Origin of the sequence: Corallococcus exercitus (genome assembly GCF_042231735.1) — a bacterium.
Taxonomy (GTDB): domain Bacteria; phylum Myxococcota; class Myxococcia; order Myxococcales; family Myxococcaceae; genus Corallococcus; species Corallococcus exercitus_B.
Window position 1 is genome coordinate 5,203,572 of the sequence record NZ_CP102577.1, and the last position, 19,289, is coordinate 5,222,860.

Below are 19,289 nucleotides of genomic sequence, written 5' to 3' on the forward strand. Positions count from 1 at the left end.
GTGTTACAGCGTGCCCCGGCCCACGGCCTGTCCGCCGTCCAGGGCGACGAACTGGTGCATGGTCCAGGCGGCCTGCCGGTAGGGCGAAATGGCCGCTGGCTCCGCGCTGGCATGGACGTAGACCCAGGCGTTGCGCTCCCAGGGGCTGGCGCTGGCGGCCAGCACCTGGTGCCCTCGGCGCAGATGCTCCTCCAGCGAGAGCTGCGTGTCGCCGGCCGGCTGCCGGCCATTGCGCTCGAACCACTCCGCCAGCGGCGGCGACTCCTCGGGGCGCCCGAAGAGGATCAGGTTGCTGTTGCCGTGCCGCTGGGCGGACCACTGGTCGGCCTGGACCACCGGGAAGTTGCGCCCCCAGAGGGTGGCCACCAGCCGCTGCACCTCACTGGTGGTCATGCCCGAGCGGGGCACGATCGCCAGGGTCTTCCGGCGCATCCAGTAGGGCATGAAGCAGTTGCGCATGCAGCCGGGGAAGGGCCTCGGCTCCTCCCATTCGGCCAGCAGCCGCGCCGGGTCCGCCTGGAGGCCGGTCACGACCCGGTCCACCACGTCGCCCACGTCGCACACCCCGTCGCGCTCGGCCGCGACCACCTGGGCGTAGAACCAATAGATGGGCTGGAACGGCGTTCCCAGCCGGCAATCATCGCGGGCGGGCGGAGTCTCCATGCCCTGCTGGACGAACAGGCGTGAGACAAAGGCATAAATCGTGAAGCGGCGCACGTGGGAGAACCAGTCGCGGGTGCCGCGGACGCTCGGGTCGACCCAGGACTCCACCAACCGGTACAGCTGCTGACCGGACTCGTTCACCGCCTGCCGATGCGGCTCCATCCGCCGGGACACCGCGCCGCCCAGCACGTGGTACAGCAGCCCCCGGGTCAGCTCGTGGCCGACCTGCTCCGGCCGGTTGCCGGAGGGCGGCTCACCAAAGAAGAGATGGACGTGCTCGTCCGGGCCGTGGCCGCCGCGGACGGCATACCGCTCTTCCCACGGCAGCGACCGGAGGGGCACGAAATCAATCCGCTGCGGCAGCGGAACGGCGGCATAGCGCTGCATCCAGCTCACCGCATCGGCGCCGGGCAGGTGGGCGGCCCAGGGGCGCTCGGGCGCTGGCAGGGCGCCCATGACCGTGTCGAACCCGGAGAGCCGCCAGTGGTCCCGCAGGGCCGAGGCATAGGCGGCCAGCAACGCCTGGGGGTCGCGCGGCAGTCCCAGCGGCTGAGCCAGCGGATCCACCGGGACCTTCGCGACCAGCGCGTCCGGGTAGGGATTGACTTGCTTGAACTCAGGGAACGGCCCGTGGTGCAGCCCCAGTTGCAGGGCTTCGTTGGTGCCGAAGCCGTTGGCCTGCAGCAGCTGGGTCATCTGGACGGCCGGGTGATCCATGGGGGGCTGCGACTGCCGCCACGCCTCACAGAGCGCGCCGACTTCAGGACGCAGCTGCCGGCTCAAGCCGGCCAGCCCGAACTGGGCACCGATGTATTCGAGGTGAGCAATCGTTGTCAGAACGGGTGTCAACATGGGTTCTTCGTCACCTCAAGACGACCGGGCCGGTAGGAAATATCATGCAACACCCGGTCGGCCCCTGCCAGCGGCCCTCCGCCCCCTTGAGATTGCTGAGCGTCCCAGGCCGTCCCCGCTGGGCTCCGAACGCCGGCCCGCCCGGAGGCGGGTGACCTCAGAGGTGCTCGCGGATGGCCTGGTACCAGCGCTCCGCCATCTTCTCCTCACCGATGAGATTCGGATGGACCCCGTCATACGTGTCCGTGGAGGGGGTGAAGTCGGTCCACTGGTCCACCACGTAGACAGGCGACTCCTCCGTGCTCTTGGCCGCGGCCAGCAAAGGCATGCGCTGGTTGAGGGACTGGAGCTTCAGCGCCAGCATGGCGCCCGCGGTGGGGATGACCTGGGCCAGGAACACCTTCACCCGCGGGTTCACCACGCGCAGCCGGTCGATGATCTGCTCCAGCTCCGACACGGTGCTGTCCTCTGTCTGGTCATGGTACGTGTCGTTGGTGCCCAGGTGGATGAGCACCAGGTCGGGACGCGTGCTCGCGGCCCAGTTGGAGATGTTCGCGAGCACCTGATCCGTCCGCCAGCTCCAGTGGCCCTCATGGTCGCGATCGAACGAGGCCGAGGAGCAGGTGTTCTCCCCCAGGTAGCCCGTCGACAGGGTGCCCACGAAGTCCGCCCTGTAGCCCCTCCGGATCAGCTTCCGCCAGAGCTGGCACCGGTAGCTGCCGTACCCTGCCGCCCCCTGGGTGATGGAGTCGCCCAGCGGCATCACCTTCTTCGGCGACAGCACGACGCCCCCCGCCGCCTCCGTGCGCACCTCCTCCGGCGAGTCCCCCTCCAGTGACTCTTCTTCCAGTGGACCGCTGCAGCCGAGCATTGCCAGCAGCGCCACGCCCAGCGCGCACCACACCTGATTCATCCTCCGATGCATCAGAAGCCCCCCTCCAGGAAGTCCTGCTCATGAATCCCATCAAATGCAGAATCGCAATCAACCCTGTTTCAATGGAATACCGCCATTCCTGGAACGAGGCAGGGATGTAGAATTGAAGCCACTTCGCGTGCGCCGGCTGCTCGCGGTGTTGCTCCCGGGCACTGCGCTCGCATCGCGGTGCGCGCCTTCTCGTACGGGGTGAAGCTCCACCCACCGCACGTCAGCACGGTGGACAAGCCCCGGCGGACGGCGGTGATGTTCAGCCAGCGGAAGCGGAGGCGGGCTGCCGGTACTCCCCCGCAATGGCGACGCCGCCAGCCCCCCCATGAGAGGGGCGCTGGCGGCGAGCGCTTTTCAGATTACTGGATGGCGGTGACGACCTGGGCCTGGCAGGTCATGGGGTCGACGAAGGTCTGCGACGTGCTGAGCGAGCAGAGGGCGCCCTGGTTGCCGAAGGCGGCCTGGTTGATGGTGCCCGAGCAGACGCCGTTGGTGACGGTGAGCGTCAGGATCCAGCGGCACGTCTTCGCGGCGCCGGTCGGATCCGCCGGGTTGGTCGTGTAGTAGTAGAGCTGGGTCAGCGGCGTCAGCAGGGGGGTGATCATCTGGAAATAGCCCGAGAAGGCGGGCGGCGCGACGGGGGGCAGCGGGGAGGGCGGCAGCGGATTGGGCGTGCCCGTCACGGAGTAGCCGGCGAAGGTGTTCACGCCGGTCCAGTTGGAGATGTAGAAGTCGTTGATGGTGGTCGCCGGGCGCAGCGACGGGTTTCCTTCCAGGCGGCCCGAGGGAAGCTGGAAGGTCTCCTCCTGAACGACGCTCACGTAGTCGTGGCGCGCGGAGAGGAGGTCTTCGACGCCGTACTGCTCGGCGAGCGCGACCGACGGCATGAGGGACAGCAGGGAGGCGGCCAGGAAACGCTTCACGTTGCTCGTCATGGGTCTTGTCCTGTGGTGTCTGGTGTTGGCCGGAGCCAATTCCTTTCTAAAATTGGGATTATCTGCAAATCAAATCGAGTCTTGAAATTCTGAAAATTCCAGCAGATGCAAAGGTTTTCCATCCGGTTGACTGCCCATGCCCGGAGTGCGCCTCTAGGGGATTCCCCCAGGGTCGTCCGGGTGTGATGTGATTGACCCGCCCTGGGTCTATCGGCGGGAGGGCGGCCAGGCATTGCATGTCCGCGCTCGGCTTGTCGGAACGAAGGGGCATCAGCAGCTGCCCGGGGGACGTGACGCGCGTTACCCGGCCCGCTATGTCCTTGCGGCGTGAGCACTCCCCTCCTCACCCTGTTGGCCCTCCTGGGCTTCGCCGCGAACTCGCTGCTGTGCCGCGCGGCCCTCTCGGATGGCGCGGCGCGCAGCATCGACGCGGGGTCGTTCACGCTGGTGAGGCTTGCGTCGGGAGCGCTGGTGCTCGCGCTGCTGCTGCGGCTCCGGCGGGGCGGCCGCGGGGCGCCGGGGCACGGGAGCTGGGCCTCCGCGCTCGCGCTCTTCATATACGCGGCCGGCTTCAGCTTCGCGTACGTGCGCATCGGGGCGGGCGTGGGCGCCCTGCTGCTCTTCGGCTGCGTGCAGCTCACCATGCTCACGGCAGGGCTCGCGCGCGGTGAGCGGCCGCGCGCGCTCGAGTGGGTGGGGCTCGCGGTGGCGCTCGCGGGGTTCGCGGGGCTCACGCTTCCTGGAGCGAGCGCGCCGGATGCGCTCGGCGCGGGGCTCATGGCCGCGGCGGGCGTGGCGTGGGGCATCTACAGCCTGCGGGGGCGTGGGAGCACGGATCCTCTCGCGGCGACGGCCGGCAACTTCGTGCGCGGCGTGCCGCTGGCCCTGGCACTCGTGGTGCTCACCCGCGCGCTGGACGCGGCCCCCCACCCGTCGCCGAAGGGGCTGCTGCTCGCGGTCACCTCAGGCGCGCTCGCCTCGGGCGTGGGCTACAGCCTCTGGTACGCAGCGCTGCCCCACCTGAGCAGCGCGCGCGCGGCGGTGGTGCAGCTGTGCGTCCCGGTCATCGCGGCGGTGGGCGCGGTGCTGCTGCTCACGGAGCCCCTCACCCAGCGGCTGCTCCTGGGCGGCACCGCGCTGCTCGCGGGCGTCCTGCTGAGCCTCCATGCAAAGCAGCGGCCGCCGGCGAATTACTGACATGGGACAGCGGAATTGTCGCGCAATCCCAAACATCGGGGCCGCTCCGCGCGCAGCTTTCCAATGGCATCATGATTCCCTGACAAACCTTGACCCGCATTCTCGTATGCTGTTGCATCAGCGTCTCACCTCGAAAAGGAGTGCCACATGATTCTCCGTGGGTTCGCGATGTTCGCCGTCGTCTCCATCTTCGGAATGGGCTGCGGTGGCGCTGAAGTGACGGACGGTGCCGAGAGCGGGATGCAGCAGCCCGCTCAGGCGTCCTCCGAGCTCCTCAGCAGCTGTGAGACGCTCCAGACCCGCCGCTGTACTCCGGGCGCGGAGACGGGCTGCCAGTGGGCCAATGGCACCTTTGGCGAGTGCTTCTGTCAGGAGATCCCCGCCAACAAGTGGGTCTGCCTGAGCAACTGACGTTCCTGTGGCAACCGCCTCTGACGGGGAATTCCTGTCAGAGGCGGAACAGGCTCACTCAATGGCTGGCGGCTCGGGCTCCAGGAGGTGCGGGGGCTCTGACTCTCCTTCGTCCCGGAGCCGGAGCACGCGGTCGATGCGCGCGGCGGCGCTGATGAGGCCGAGGTGGCTGAAGGCCTGTGGGAAGTTCCCCAGCTGCTCGCGCGTCAGCGGGTGGATCTCCTCCGCCAGCAGGCCCAGGTGGTTCGACGCCTCCGCGTGCGCGACGAAGACGTCCTCGGCCTCCTGGATGCGATTGGCCAGCGCCAGCGCCTCCGCCAGCCAGAAGCCGCAGAGGATGAAGCCTCCCTCCGGCCCCCCTACCCCGTCATCCATCCGGTACCGGCGCAGGAACGGGCCCGCGCCCAGCTCCGCGCGCAGCCAGTCCAGCGTCCTCAGGATGAACGGCTCCGTCCCCCGGAAGCAGCCCACGATGGGCAGCAGCAGCAGCGCGGCGTCCGGCTCGTTGCCTCCGTAGACTCCGACGAAGTGCTTGCGCGCCGGATCCACGCCGTTCTGCAGGATGTCCGCCCGGATGACGTCCGCCAGGGCGGCACTGGACTGCTCCAGGGCCGTCTCCCCGAAGAGCCGTGCCAGGTGCTGTCCCCGGCGCAGGGCCAGCCACCCCATGAGCTTCGAGTGGACGTTGTGCCGCATCTCCCGGCGCGGCTCCCAGATGCCGTGGTCGGGCTCGCTCCAGCGGCGGGCGGTGGTCTGGATGACCGAGCGGAGCAGCCTCCAGGTGCGCAGCGGCAGCCGCCCGCCGGAGCGCTCGTAGAGGTACGCCGCGTCGAGCAGCGCGCCCGCGGTGTCGAACTGGAACTGGTCCCTGGCATCGTTCCCCAGCCGCACCGGCCGCGAGCCCTGGAAGCCGGCCAGGTGGTCCAGCTCCCGCTCCGGCGGCACGGAGGCACCGTCCAGCGTGTACATCACCTGGAGCGGGTCACCGCGCTGCAACGTGTCGCGCACGAAGTAGAAGAACTCGCGCGACTCCCCCAGGAAGCCGAGGAGGTTGGTGGCGCGCACCGCCATCGCGGAGTCGCGGACCCAGCTGAAGCGGTAGTCCCAGTTGCGAGGCCCTCCAATCCACTCGGGGAGCGACGTGGTGGGCGCGGCCACCATCGCGCCCGTGGGGCCGTACATCAGCAGCTTCAGCGCCAGCGCGGAGCGCAGCACGTGGTGCCGCCACGGCCCTTCGTAGTGGAGCTGTTGCGCCCACTCGCGCCAGGCCTGGCGCGTATCCCTCAGGTGGTCGAAGGGCCGGTACGCGGCCAGCGGCTCCGGCCGGTCGGAGTCCCATGACAGGATCATCCAGCGCCGCTCGCCCGGCCCCATCCGGATGCGCGTCTGGAGGCCCGTGTCTCCCCGGCAGGGCTGGCCGCGCAGCTCATCGCAGGGCCGCCACTCCGCCTCCCCGCTGAGCACGGCGACCAGCCGCTCCCCTCCCGACCCTCGGGCGACCAGGCCGTGCTCCTCCCGCTCCACGCGCGTCCGCGACGCCCCGTAACCGAAGCGCGGGTCGAAGACGACGTTCAGCTCCACCGGGCCTTCCAGGCACTCGATGCGCCGGTGCACCTCGTGGACGGTGGAGCGCGGGTCGTTGGTCCACGGCATGTAGTCGATGATGCGGATGGCCCCCTTGCGCTCGAAGCGGAACAGCGTCTCCAGGACGTTGGTATCCGGGTCGTAGCGCTGCAGGCTCTCGAAGGGCCACACGACGGGGGTGATGCCGGTGATGCCACCCTTCTCGTCATCGAGGATGCCCGCGAAGACGCTCGGGCTGTCGAAGCGGGGGAAGCAGAGCCAGTCGATGACGCCGTCCGGACGGACGAGCGCACAGGAGCTTCCATCGCCAATCACCCCGCGGCCCGCGAGGGGGACCTCCCGGTAGGACGCCGGGTTGGTGAAACGGAAGGGGCGGGCCATCCGCCTGGCGGCGCTGTAGAGGTCCATGAGCAGGCGTGTCGCGGGACAGGAGCGCGACCTCCCGCCCTCAAAGTAGCGACCCCCGCGGCGGCCACACCCGGCACCCCACCCACGCAGGGGGCCCCTCCCTGCCTCCGCTCCAGCTCGCTCCTCTGCCCCTCACTCAGCTCCAGCCGGCGCATGCAGGTTCAACCCGCGACACCGACGAATTCACCCGAGCCGTGAATCAGACCGCCGCCTTCAGCGTGCGGTAGTCGATGACGTTCGGGAGCTTCCCCGTGCGATGACTCCGCGGAATCTCCCCCGGCTTCTTCGGCGCGATGGTGACGCGCAGCTGGCCCGCCTGCATGTCGTGTTGGATGGCGGGAAACCGCGCGGTCATCACCTCCAGGGCCCGCGAGGGCTCCAGCCGCTCGGCCTCCACGTTGAGGACCATGTGCGTGATGTGCCCTTCTGCCTCCAAGACCGCTTGGATGACCGACGCACCCTCGGCGTAGAGCGGCTCGCAGAGTTCGTGGAACCACACGTGCACGCTCGGGGCGAGCTTCATGAAATCGCCGCCGCGTCCCACGAACTCGAACCTGCGCGCTTCCTGGCCACAAGCGCAGGGGCCTTCCACCCAACGGCCGAGGTCCCCGATGTCGTAGCGCACGAGTGGAAACGACGTGCGGTAGAGCGATGTCAGGACAATCCTCCCCACCTCGCCCGGCCCCGATGGCCCGCCGTCGTCGTCGACAATCTCCACATGGTTGAAGTCATCCATCACATGATGGACCGTGCCCGTGCAGTGCTCGCACTGCACGCCGTACATCAGCGCATCCACCGATGCCATGATGGACGAGAACCGCTCGACGCCGAAGGCCTTGCGCAACCAGCTCGCGTCCTCACGTACCAGTCCCGTGCCACCATAGAGGACGAGCGGAATCTTGAGCTCCGGCGCCAGCTCGTGCGCTTTGCGCAGGGTCGACATGAAGGCGGTGGGCTGGATGAACATGGCCCTGGGCTTGAACTGCCTCGCGACACGCACGAAGAACTCAGGAGAGACATGACTCCCCACGGGAAGGCTGCGCGCATTCGCCGCGAGCAGCTCATGCTCCAGGGTGATGAGCCCACCGTAGAGCTCCCCGGCCGCGAGGCAATTGAGCACCTGGTCGCCGGGCCTCACGCCCACCGTTCGGAGCATCGCGACGCCCGCACGCACCATGCGGCGCATCTCGTTGCCCGAATAGATGGCGTATTTGGGGTCTCCCGTGGTGCCGCCCGTTTGCAGGACGAGCCCGCCAGGTTCGACCTCCGCCTGCAATAGCATCGGGTCCGTGGCCGAGAGCCTCTTGTACTCTGCCTGGGTGGTGATGGGGATCGCGCTCAGCGCACCGCGCTCCGCACTGCCCGCGGAGATGACGTCACGATAGTAAGGCGCCTTGCGCGCGGTCTTGAGAAGTCTTTGCAGAGTATGCATTGTTGTTTCCATTGTTGGCGGAGAGGGTATGGGTGTGTTCCGGTCACCCGGCCGGTTGATTCGCGGGTTCAGGGGGGACCTCGGGCTCGGCGATGGGTTCTCCCAGCAGCGTCTCGCCGTCGAAGTTGCGACGGTGCAGCATGAGGGTGATGGAGAGGTAGACCGTGGCGAGCGCCGCGATGCCCCCCAGCCCCACGGCCTCGCTGACCCCGAGCCCTATCGACGTCGCCCACACGGAACCCGCCGTGACGAGCGAGATGACCAGAAAGCGAAAGCCTGAGATGCGCCCTCGCTGCTCGGCCGGCATGCGGCCAAAGAGCTTCGAGTTGAGCAGGGCAGTGGATGCGCCAATCACCCCACCGAGTACGAAGAACGCCACCAGCGCCATGCGCCAGTCCTGGGTGGAGGCCGCGACCGCGAGCGAGGCAACTTGAAGGGCTTGAAAGAGCGGGAGGTACTTCTCGCGCAGATAGGTCTTCAAAAGAAGGAATGAGAAGAGCGCACCGCCGGCGAACGCGCCGTCAAGAACCGATAACCACACCGAGTTCCCGCCGAAGCGGCTGTTGACGATGGGCACCAGGGTGAGGTTGACGCAGGCCATGACGGGGAGGTCTCCCGTCGAGAGCAGGATGTGGCTGAGAAGCCCCCGCTTCTTCGAGAGTGTGACGCCCAGCTGGTACCAGTCACGCACCACCTGGACGAGCCCCAGGGCCTTGGCCGTGCCACGCGCGGGCCGTGGCACGCCGAGCGAGATGAAGAGCGCCGCCGTTACGCAGAAGAGCAGTGCGTCCGCGACGAACACCGCCGCCGTGCTCATCCTGATGAGCATGACGCCCACGAGTCCCACGCCAATGAGCTGGCCCACCTGCAGGAGCGTCATGAACAGCGCGGAGAACCCCGCCTGTTCCTCCTTGGGCACGACCGCCGGCACGATGGCGAAGGTCGACGTGCGATAGAACTGGGAGCTGATCTTGATCAGGATCGAAAGGCCGGTGATCAGCACGACCTGGCTCTGCATGCCCGACAGGGCCGCGATGACCACCAGCACAGCCGCGCGGAAGATGCCGGCGAGCATGCTCACGCGACGTGCCGACATCTTGTCTACGATGGGCCCCGCGTAGATTTGCGTGAATACCCCCAGGACATACTCGAAGCCCAACACGAGCGCGAACGCGCCGACCGCGCCCGTCTTGTCGTAGAGGTACTTGCCGAGCGCCAACGTGTGCATGCCATCGGCGATGTTGGCGAGGAGCGTCGCCGAGAGGAGCTTGTGCGAGTCCTTGAACTTGAAGTGTCCGGCCATCAACCGCCCCCCTTTCACACCGGAATGACTCTCACTTCGTCGCAGATTCTGCGCACGAGCGTTTCCACCTCGCGGCTGTCCTGTCCCTGGACGATGCCCGCGGTCGCCACTTCCCAGTACTGGTGGGTCACGGACTTGAGGAGCGGGCGCTCTTCGTGCGTCACGGCGAGCTTCACGATGTTGCTGGAGCCGGCCATCCAATCCGGAAACTCGACGCGGGCATGAGCGCTCTCGAGCTGGTGCCCTGGGATGCAGAACCAGCCGAACCACGGTCCCGAGTCCTTGAGGAACGGTGTGCTCCGTGGCTCGCCATCGTCGGGAATGCCGAGCAGCCGCCGTTGCTTGCGCAGGAGGACCTTGATCTCCTCGGACGGGATGTGAAGCCCCGTGCTGGCCTCGGTGGTTGGGATGATGTCGCCGCCACCGGCGCGGTTGGCCACTTCCATGAAGACGAGGCCGCGCGGGCCCTCGATCACTTCGAGGTGGAAGGCGCCGTCCGTGATCCCCACCGCCCGCAGGCTCGCCGTGAAGAAGGCGCGGTAGTCCTCCGAAAGCTTGAACTGCATGGAGCCCAAAGGCTTCCCGCCGACATACTCCAGCGGAGTGTTGATGTAGCGGCTTGCGACCATGAGGAGCGGCGCCCCGCCCTCCGACACACCGTCGACGTGAAGAATCGTGCCTTCGACGTACTCCTCCAGATCGCCATCCTGGAAGTACGTGTCCGCCTCGGGCGAGGTCAGGAGGAAGTCGATGGCTTCCTGCGGCGACTCGAACCGGTGCACGCCAACGCTGGACGCGCCAAGGATGGGCTTGAGGATCGTCCGGCCCTGCCACGCCAGGGAGTCGCGGAGCGAGGCGAGTCGGCCGCGGTCCATGCCGCGCAGGTCCACGAAGTCTGGCGCACGAACCCCCGCGCCGCGCACGAGCGTCTTCATGAGGACCTTGTCCTTGTACTTGAGGAGCTCCTCGTAGCGCGGGCCCGGAACGTTCAGGTGCGCGCGCACTCTTCCGGCCTCGTGGAGATCGAACTCCGAAAGGGCCATGACCCACTCATAGCCATCCTCGGGCGACACCTCGCGGCAGATCTCGGTACTGCGGCTCTCGATGCCAGGAATCACGATGCGCGTGGCCGGCAGCCCGGGCGGAAGGTCCGCCATGCGGTGTGGCGCGCCGATATAGGTGATGTCGTGCGCGTCGTGGTCGAGCGCGCGGTGGTATTCCATCTTCCGGTACGGCACCGTGTGCATGACAAGAATCTTCATGAGGGGGGGTCTCTCCAAAAGGTTTCAGAAGGTGATCAACGATGCGCCCCACGAGAAGCCCACGGCGCTGGAGACCGTGACGATGTTCGCCCCGGGCTGGAACAGGCCATGGTCCAGACCTCGACGCAGGGCGAAGGCGACATCCGTTGTTCCCAGATGCCCGCAGGTCTCGTAGCTCAAGCAGGACTGCTCCTCACGAAGGCCCAAGCGCTCCAGGGTCTCCGTCACCAGGCGGTGGTCGCCCTGGTTCATGAAGAGAAAGTCGATGTCTTCGCGCCCCAGCTTCGTCTCGCGAAGAAGCCGCTCCACGAGCGAGGTGATGTAGCGCGTGTACTGGCCGTGCAGGCTTTCAGGGTGCTGGATGCGCGTGTATTGAATGCTCTGGCGAACCTGCTCGGACCCCAGCGCCCGTGAGCCGCCCCAGGAAAGCCTGTAGGCATCGACGTAAGCGGAGTCCGTCGCCAGAACGGTACGCACGAGTCGCATGCGTGGCGCGTCGCGGTCGCAAAGCAACGCGCTCGCCGCATCGGCGAAGTTGAACATACTCCGGGCTTCCGGGTCGGCAGGGTCGACATAGCGCGAGAGCGTGTCGGCGCACACGATGAGCGCGCGCCGATATGAGGGGTTTGCCGCCATGAGGCCATCCACGAGGTGCAACGCGAGGTTGAGCGAGTTGCATGCGTTGCCGACCTCGAAGCAGTACGCATTCGTGGCACCCAGCGCGGCTTGCACCTTGGCCGCGGGCGACCAGAAGAGGTAGTCCGTGAGCCCGGTCGAGGCATACACAATCAAGTCCACCGACGCGGGCTCGAACGGGGCCTGGCGCTGGAGGTCTTCCACCGCCGCAAGCGCCAGGTCGAGTGGATGCTGCTCCCTCGCGACAGGCTTCTCCTTGAGCCTGAGTTGCTCCCGGAAGAAGGCGAGCGGGATCCCCGAACTCGCCGCCAGTTCCTCCGCCGAGACTTTCGTCGGCGGAAGCACCAGACCAATGCCTCGTATGCCCAAGCCCATGGACTCCCTCTTCACTCGACCGTGATGCGGAACATCGTCCGCGGGATGTTCGGGTCCGTCGGTGCCGCCGCATGGATGAGCGAGGGGTTGTCCCAGAGGAGGATGTCGCCGACGCGCCACTGGTGGCGGTACACCCTGTCCTCGCTCGTCATGTACTCGTGCAGATACGCCAGCAGGTCGGCGTTTTCCTGCGCGTCGAGGCCATTGATCCTCAGGGTGTAGCCTTCGCTTACGAAGAGCGCGGGCCGCCCCGTGAGTGGATGCCGCCGGACGACCGGATGCTCGACGTCGGGCACCTTGACCTTGAGCTGCTCGTTGATTTCATGGAGCGAGAAGCCGACGTCGGCGGCCGTGGCCTTGTAGCGTTTCCGGATCGTGTGGACGGCCGTCTTGTTGTGCAGCTTCGCCTTGAGGCTGCCGTCGAGCTCGTCCCAGGCCCTGTACGCCGAGGAGAACAGCGTGTCGCCGCCCGAGGGTGGGACCTTGATGCTGTAGAGCATCGTCGTGTTCGCGGGACTCTGGATATAGGACGAGTCCGAGTGCCAGAAGCTTCCGACGCGTGCCACGCCCAGTGGCTTGCCGTCCACCGTCTCGTTGGAGGTGATCAATATCTCCTTGAACTCCGGATGAAGGTAGTTGGAGAGCAGGAACGGTTTGATCGTGCCAAGGCCGCGGGCAAAGTCGACGAGCTCCCGCGCCGAAAGCTCCTGGCCGCGGATGAGGAGCAGCTGGTGCTCCAGAAGAAGCTGCCTGAGTTCGTCACCGGCCTCCTGGGCATGGCGCACGTCGAGGCCCAGGACTTCAGCGCCGAAGTGATTGTTCAGGGCGATTGTGGTGAGGTCCACGGTGGATTTCCTCTCGCGCGGCTTCAGCTTGCGCAGGCGTGGGTGGGGTTGGACATGACGTCGGCCAGCGCGTCGACGAACGCGCGGACGTCATCGGGAGAGTGCTCCGAGGACACGATGACGCGCAGGCGCTCCTGCCCCTTGTTGACGCTGGGGAAGTTGATCGGCTGCACGTACATGCCGTACTTGCCGAGCAAGCCGTTGCAGATCATCTTGCACTTGAACGCATCACCGATCAGGACAGGGACGATGTGACTCTGGCTGTCCATGACCGGAAGCCCTCGCTGCAGCAGCCCCTGCTTGAGCAGGGCAACGTTCCTGAAGAGGTTCGTGCGCTCCGTATTGCTTTGACGCAGATGGCGCACCGCGGCCAGATTGCCGGCAAGCAGCATTGGTGGAAGCGAGGTCGTGAAGATGAAGCCAGGCGCCACCAGGCGGATGGCATCGATGAGCTCGGCCCTTCCCGCGATGTAGCCGCCCGTGCCGCCGTAGGCTTTGCCGAAGCCGCCCTGGATGATGTCGATCTCCCCGGCCATACGGCAGTCCTCGGCCACTCCTGCGCCACTCTCGCCGAAGACACCTACGCCGTGGATCTCATCGAGATAGATCATGGCGTTGTAGCGGTGCTTGAGGCGAACGATGTCGGCGAGGGGCGCCACGTGGCCGTCCATCGAGTAGATGGACTCGATCACGATCATCTTCGGCGCGGCGTAGGGAAGCGCCTGGAGCTTGCGCTCCATGTCTTCGATGGAGTTGTGCTCGAAGATGACCTTGCGCAGCTTGCTCTTGCGGATGCCTTCGATGATCGAGCGGTGGTTCTTCTCATCTGAAAGAAGAATCAGCTCCGGCATGAGCTTGGCGAGGGCGCCGAGCGTCTCTTCATTGGCCACGTAGCCCGTGCTGAAGAGGAGGGCAGCCTCCTTGCCGTGCAGGCGCGCCATCTCCTCTTCCAGCGCGGCGTGGTACACCGTCGTGCCCGAAATGTTGCGCGAGCCGCCCGAGCCCAGACCGCACTTGGAGAGTGTTTGCTCCGCTGCCTCGAGCACGAGGGGATGGCGACTCATCCCCAGGTAGTCGTTCGAGCAGAAGACGTTGATGCGGTGCACACCCTCTATTTCGTGCGTGAAGGCATACGGGTAGGCTTCGTTATCGCGGTGCAACGGGAGGAAGTCTCTGTAGGCTCCTTCCGCGCGCAGGCGCTCGATGAGACCGCGGGCGGCTCTTGCCATCACTTCATCGGTAGAGTCGTGCGGCTTGTGCGCGGACGCGAAGGTGGCTTCATCGCGAGAAAATGACATCCTTGCCTTCTTGTTCAGGGTGGTTTCGCATCCGGGGGCGATGGGTGTGGCCTGGAGATAGGGGCGGACCACTCGCCTCTGGTCGTGAGCCATGCCTGCGACCCCGCAAAGCCAGGGGGCCGCTCACTTGCGGACGAGCAGTTCCTTGTTGATGAGTTTTCCCCGCTGACGCGCCTGGCTCAGGCACTCCAGTAGTTAGAAGTGCCGGGGGGAAAATGTGACGGCTCGGGCGCCCTGGCTGGGGCCGGTGGACGAGCGCATCACAGGTGAGCAGGCGGCCCGCCCACCGCATGGGCAGAGAGCTCGCCCATGCCAGAGGTCAGAAGGGCTGGTCGCGGGAGGGACGGCCCTCAACGGGCATCCCCCGCACAGCTCCCAGCGAGCGCTGCACATGGACTCAGGCCGCTTCGATGCGGACGCAGGACGTGCCTACTCCCCGCTGTTCCGGACGGTGGGGGCCCGCAGGGGTGTGATGAAGCCCGAGTAGGCCATCCGGTTCGGTGAGCAGCGCCCGGGGTTGGTCACCTTGTCCGGCGTGGCGTTGCCCGTCATGGCGGTGATGACCTCCTGCGGCGCGGAGGTGGGATGGGCCTCCAGGAAGAGCGCGACGATGCCGGTGACATGCGGGGCGGCCATCGACGTGCCGCTCAGCGCTCGGGTCGCCATGTCATCGCTGGCCCAGGCCGAGAGGATGCCCTCGCCGGGCGCGAAGACGTCCACGCAGTCGCCATGGTTGGAGAAGGACGCCCGCCGGTCCACGCTGGTGGTGGCCCCCACGGTGATGGCCTCGGCGGTGCGCGCGGGAGAGCGCTTGCACGCGTCCTGGTTCTCGTTGCCCGCCGCCAGCACATACGTCACGCCCAACGCGATGGAGCGGCGCACGGCATCGTCGAGCACCGCGTCTGCCCCGCCGCCCAGGCTCATGTTGGCCACCGCCGGGGACTGGTGGTGCTCGGTCACCCAGTCCACGCCCGCCACCGCGCCCGCCGTCGTCCCGGAGCCCTCGCAGTCCAGCACGCGCACGGCGTGCAGCGACGCGCTCTTGGCAATGCCATACACATTGCCGCCCACCGTGGCGGCCACATGGGTGCCATGGCCGTTGCAGTCCACGCCGTCGCGGCCGTCGTCGACGGCATCGAAGACGATGTCCGCCCGCCCGGCGAAGTCCTGGTGCGTGGGGCGCAGGCCCGTGTCGATGACGTACACGTGCACCCCCCGGCCCTGCGTCTGGTACTGGTAGAGCTGATTGAGCGGCAGGTCGCGCTGGTCGACGCGGTCAATCCCCCACGTCGCATCGGACTGGCTCCCGGCAAGCGTCACCACGCCATTCTGTTGCACGTACTCCACCTCGGGCGCGGAGGACATGGCACGGGCCTGCGCCTCGCTCATGCGCGCGGCGAAGCCCCGCAGGGCGTGCGCGTACACGTGGAAGGCCTTGCCGCCGAAGCGCTCGGTCAGGAGCCGCGCGACCACCACCGGCGTCGGCGCGGCGTCCCCTTCCCGGGGCTCCTTGAGCACGACGACGTACTCACCGGGGACCGGCTTCGCGACCCTGAGGAACTTCTCGCGCACGGGTGTCTGGACGGACGCGGAGCCACGGCAGGGCGTGTCATCGGGTGGCGGGATGGGATTGCCCGCGCTCTGGCACGCCGACAGCAGGAACAGCACGCAGGCGGACGCGACCGTCCGCGACAGGAGCTTCAGCGACATGGGTTCCCCCCGGGGGTGGCACTGGCACGGCCTTCCCAGTGAAGTAAACGCCTTCTGACCCAAAGCGGTCCCTGCCCCGCGGGGCCGCGAAACGTACGCTGTAGGAAGAGGGTGCTGGCGTCCCTGACGGCTCCCGGTGGGGTGCGTGCCCTCCTGGAGCACCTGGGACCGTCCACGCTGCCTGGGAGGCGCGGAGACACGTCCTGCGCGAACGCAACCGCGTCCCAATCCACGCCGTCACGGGTTAGATTCCGCGCCGTGCCTTCCGACACCATGCCGTGCGCCGGGGATATCGCGCAGGTCCGTCACCGCCAGTACCTCGTCGAAGAAGTGATCGCCCCCGAGGGTGTCCGCGAGGACCACACCCTGGTCCGCCTCACCTGCCTCGACGACGATGCCCAGGGTCGCTCGCTCTCCGTGCTCTGGGAGCGCGAACTCGGCGCGCGCGTCATCCGCCCCGCGCAGGGCGGGCTTGGGACGCCCACGGGGCTCGACGAGCCGCGCCGCTTCGCCGCCTATCTCCATGCACTCAAGTGGAGCTCCGTGACGGCCACGGACGCCCGGCTCTTCCAGGCCCCCTTCCGTGCCGGCATCCACCTGCTCGACCACCAGCTCTCCCCCCTCAAGAAGGCGCTCGAGCTTCCTCGCGTCAACCTGTTCATCGCGGACGACGTGGGCCTCGGGAAGACCATCGAAGCGGGACTCGTGATGCAGGAGCTGATGCTCCGCCAGCGTGTGGACCGGGTGCTCATCGTCTGCCCCGCGTCCGTGACGCTTCAGTGGCGTGATGAGATGGAGAAGCGCTTCGGCCTCCATTTCGAGATCTTCAACAGCGAGTTCGTCTCGCGGCGCCGCCAGGAGCGCGGCTTCCAGGTTCCCGTCTGGGGCACTCACTCGCGATTCATCGTGTCGTACCAGACGCTGCGTCGCAGCGAGTACTTCGAGCCGCTCAAGACGCTGCTGGAGGAGAAGGGCCGCCACAAGGCGATGCTGGTGCTCGACGAGGCGCATGTCGTCGCACCAGCTTCCGCCAGCCGGTACGCCGTCGACACCGAGACGACCCGCAGCATCCGCTCGCTGGCGGACCACTTCGAGCACCGCCTCTTCCTGTCCGCCACGCCCCACAACGGCCACTCCAACAGCTTCTCCGCGCTGCTGGAGATGCTCGACCCCCAGCGCTTCACCCGGGGCACCCGCGTGCGGGAGTCGCAACTGGCGCCGGTGATGGTGCGCCGGCTGAAGAGCGACCTGCGCGCACTGGGCACCGCGCAGCAGTACCCCGAGCGGCAGGTGCTGGGCGTGCGCCTGACCCATTCCGCGGGGCGCTGGAGCGCCGAGTGGCCCGGCCCCGATGGGAAGACCTTCGAGCGCCGCGTCGACCTCGGCGAGGGGTCCACCGCCGAGCTGGACCTCGCCACGAAGCTCGCCCGCTACACGCAGCTCATGGCTCCTGGCTCGACGAAAGGCCGGCTCGTCTTCATCAACCTGCAGAAGCGCCTCCTCTCCAGCGTGGAGGCCTTCCACCGCACGCTGTCCGTCCACGCCGCTGCCTTCGGGGCGGGCGCCCTGGCTCCGGGAAGCCGCGAGGCCCCTGGCGACACGCTCCCCGAGGAGTACGGCGAGACGGACGAATCCCTGGAGCTGGCCTTCGAGGAGGACATCCGCGAGGCCAGTGAGGGCCTGCCGGTGGACATCCAGGCGCGCCAGCTCCTCGACGACATGCTGCACGTGAGCGCGAAGCACCGCACCGGGCGGGACGCGAAGCTGCTCGCGCTGCTCCAGTGGATTCGCGAACACCTGTGCCCGCTCACCCGGGGCGCCAACTGGAAGCCCCGCCGCGTCATCGTCTTCACGGAGTACGGCGACACGCTTCGCTACCTCAAGGAGCAGCTCACCGCCGCCTTCGAGGGGACGCACCGCGGGGAGGAGCGCATCCGCACCATGACCGGCGGGCTCGACGACGCGAAGCGCGCAGAGGTCCAGGAGGCCTTCAACGGCCCGCTGGACGAGTTCCCCGTGCGCGTCCTGCTCGCGACCGACGCGGCCCGCGAAGGCATCAACCTCCAGGGGCACTGCGCCGACCTCTTCCACTTCGACCTCCCCTGGAACCCCTCACGCCTCGAACAACGCAATGGCCGCATCGACCGCACGCTGCAACCAGAGCCCGTCGTGCGCTGCGGCTATTTCATCTACGCCCAACGCACCGAGGACGCGGTGCTCGACACCGTGGCTCGCAAGGTGGACACCATCGCCCGCGAGCTGGGCAGCCTGGGCAGCGTCCTGATGGACCAACTGCACGAAGCCCTCTCCTCGGGCATCACCCAGGACACGCTCGAAAGCCTCGAGCGGGCCGCGACCTCCACCGGCACGGAGGTGGCGAAGCGGGAGCTGGAGTCGCAGCGGGAGCTGCAGGCCCTGCGCAAGGAGCTCGACGCCATCGGGGAGATCCGCGACCGCAGTCGTAAGGTGATGGACTTCGATTCCGCCCTCTTGCGTGACGCGCTGGACGTGGGCTTCGAGCTGGCGGGTTCGACCCGGCTCGTACGCGAGGCCGTCACCGAGGAAGGAAAGCCGCTGGAGGCCTGGAAGGTGCCTGCCCTACCCGCGTCCTGGAGCCGGACGCTCGACAGCATCCGTCCCCGCCGGGAGAAGGACGAAGCGCCATGGGTGTGGCGCAAGCGCCCGCTCTCGCCCGTGGTCTTCGAGGCGCCCCAGGGCGTGGCCAGCAAGCTCGCGCACCTGCACCTGTCCCATCCCATCGTGCAGCGCGTGCTCCAGCGCTACCTGGCGCAGGGCTTCTCCGCGAACGACCTGAGCCGCGTGACGGTGGTGAACAGCAAGCGCGACGCCGTGGCGCGCGTCATCGTCTTCGGGCGGCTCTCGCTCTTCGGCGCGGGAGCGGCGCGGCTCCATGACGAGGTGGTCTCCGTGTCCGCGAAGTGGCTCGACGGCGGCGGCAGGGGGCACCTGAAGCCCTTCGGCGAAGAGGCGGACCGTCGGGTCATCGAACAGCTCGAGGTCACGCTGGCCGAGGCACCCGAGCTGTCGGCGACCTCCAGCGCGGTCCAGGCCCGGCTCCTGGCCAGTGCGTCTTCTGACTTCGCGGCGCTCTGGCCTTCCGTCGAAGAGGAGTCGTCGCGGCTGGAGAAGGCCGCGCGCAAGCTGCTGGCCCAGCGCGGTGCGAGCGAGGCGAAGGCGCTGACGCAGATCCTCCTGACGCAGCGGGAGACCATCCAGGAGGCGCTGGGGGCACAGCTGGAGCTCAAGCTCACCGTCAAGGACGAGCTTGAGCAACAGCGGCGCGACAGGGGCCACCTGGAGCAGCGCCTCGCGGCCCTGGCGAAGGAGCTCGACGAGCAGCCGGAGTCGCTGAAGGCCACCTATGACGTGCGGCTGGCCCGGCTGACGCCGGTGGGAATGGTGTACCTGTGGCCGAGTTCGCGATGAAAACCG

Annotated in this window: 14 protein-coding genes; 3 read left to right on the forward strand and 11 right to left on the reverse strand. The window is 67.6% G+C overall.

Annotated features, from left to right (window positions below; genetic code table 11):
* Positions 1-3: 3 nt before the first annotated feature.
* From NR792_RS20280 to NR792_RS20290, 3 genes are all read right to left on the reverse strand, one after another.
* Positions 4-1,515: a hypothetical protein gene (locus NR792_RS20280; protein WP_375754310.1), complete on the reverse strand. Its 1,512-nt coding sequence runs from the start codon at positions 1,513-1,515 to the stop codon at positions 4-6.
* Positions 1,516-1,672: 157 nt separating this feature from the next.
* On the reverse strand, positions 1,673-2,440 hold the full coding sequence (locus NR792_RS20285) for an SGNH/GDSL hydrolase family protein (RefSeq protein ID WP_375754311.1): 768 nt from the start codon (positions 2,438-2,440) through the stop codon (positions 1,673-1,675).
* A 359-nt stretch (positions 2,441-2,799) separates the two neighbouring features.
* Positions 2,800-3,375 carry a hypothetical protein gene (locus tag NR792_RS20290; RefSeq protein WP_375754312.1) on the reverse strand — a complete coding sequence of 192 codons (576 nt, stop codon included), beginning with the start codon at positions 3,373-3,375 and terminating at the stop codon, positions 2,800-2,802.
* 327 nt (positions 3,376-3,702) lie between these two features.
* On the opposite strand from NR792_RS20290, the gene NR792_RS20295 reads away from it, so the two are divergent.
* Both NR792_RS20295 and NR792_RS20300 read left to right on the forward strand, forming a co-directional pair.
* Complete coding sequence (locus tag NR792_RS20295) at positions 3,703-4,572, forward strand: DMT family transporter (RefSeq protein ID WP_375754313.1); 870 nt, start codon at positions 3,703-3,705, stop codon at positions 4,570-4,572.
* A 147-nt stretch (positions 4,573-4,719) separates the two neighbouring features.
* Positions 4,720-4,983 carry a hypothetical protein gene (locus NR792_RS20300; RefSeq protein WP_375754314.1) on the forward strand — a complete coding sequence of 88 codons (264 nt, stop codon included), beginning with the start codon at positions 4,720-4,722 and terminating at the stop codon, positions 4,981-4,983.
* A gap of 54 nt (positions 4,984-5,037) precedes the next feature.
* Here the strand turns inward: NR792_RS20300 and NR792_RS20305 are convergent, their stop codons facing one another.
* The 8 genes from NR792_RS20305 to NR792_RS20340 all read right to left on the reverse strand — a co-directional run bounded on the left by NR792_RS20305 (position 5,038) and on the right by NR792_RS20340 (position 15,836).
* Positions 5,038-6,975, reverse strand: a complete 1,938-nt coding sequence (locus NR792_RS20305) for a glycoside hydrolase family 15 protein (RefSeq protein ID WP_375754315.1) — start codon at positions 6,973-6,975, stop codon at positions 5,038-5,040.
* 199 nt (positions 6,976-7,174) lie between these two features.
* Positions 7,175-8,407 carry a phenylacetate--CoA ligase family protein gene (locus tag NR792_RS20310; RefSeq protein ID WP_375754316.1) on the reverse strand — a complete coding sequence of 411 codons (1,233 nt, stop codon included), beginning with the start codon at positions 8,405-8,407 and terminating at the stop codon, positions 7,175-7,177.
* 43 nt (positions 8,408-8,450) lie between these two features.
* The gene (locus NR792_RS20315; protein WP_375754317.1) at positions 8,451-9,710 is read right to left on the reverse strand and encodes an MFS transporter; all 1,260 of its coding nucleotides are present in this window, start codon (positions 9,708-9,710) and stop codon (positions 8,451-8,453) included.
* Positions 9,711-9,724: 14 nt separating this feature from the next.
* Positions 9,725-10,972 (reverse strand): acetyl-CoA carboxylase biotin carboxylase subunit family protein, encoded by a 1,248-nt coding sequence (locus NR792_RS20320; RefSeq protein WP_375754318.1) that lies wholly within the window; start codon positions 10,970-10,972, stop codon positions 9,725-9,727.
* 24 nt (positions 10,973-10,996) lie between these two features.
* The gene (locus NR792_RS20325; RefSeq protein ID WP_375754319.1) at positions 10,997-11,983 is read right to left on the reverse strand and encodes a 3-oxoacyl-ACP synthase III family protein; all 987 of its coding nucleotides are present in this window, start codon (positions 11,981-11,983) and stop codon (positions 10,997-10,999) included.
* Between the two features lie 11 nt (positions 11,984-11,994).
* Positions 11,995-12,828, reverse strand: a complete 834-nt coding sequence (locus NR792_RS20330) for a TauD/TfdA dioxygenase family protein (protein WP_375754320.1) — start codon at positions 12,826-12,828, stop codon at positions 11,995-11,997.
* A 23-nt stretch (positions 12,829-12,851) separates the two neighbouring features.
* Positions 12,852-14,219, reverse strand: coding sequence for a 5-aminolevulinate synthase (gene hemA / locus NR792_RS20335; protein ID WP_375754321.1), 1,368 nt, complete (start codon positions 14,217-14,219; stop codon positions 12,852-12,854).
* Between the two features lie 336 nt (positions 14,220-14,555).
* A complete protein-coding gene (locus NR792_RS20340; protein ID WP_375754322.1) occupies positions 14,556-15,836 on the reverse strand; it encodes a S8 family peptidase in 1,281 nt (426 codons plus the stop codon).
* A gap of 258 nt (positions 15,837-16,094) precedes the next feature.
* Between NR792_RS20340 and drmD the strand changes: the two genes are divergently transcribed.
* On the forward strand, positions 16,095-19,283 hold the full coding sequence (gene drmD, locus NR792_RS20345; RefSeq protein WP_375754323.1) for a DISARM system SNF2-like helicase DrmD: 3,189 nt from the start codon (positions 16,095-16,097) through the stop codon (positions 19,281-19,283).
* Positions 19,284-19,289 lie beyond the last annotated feature (6 nt).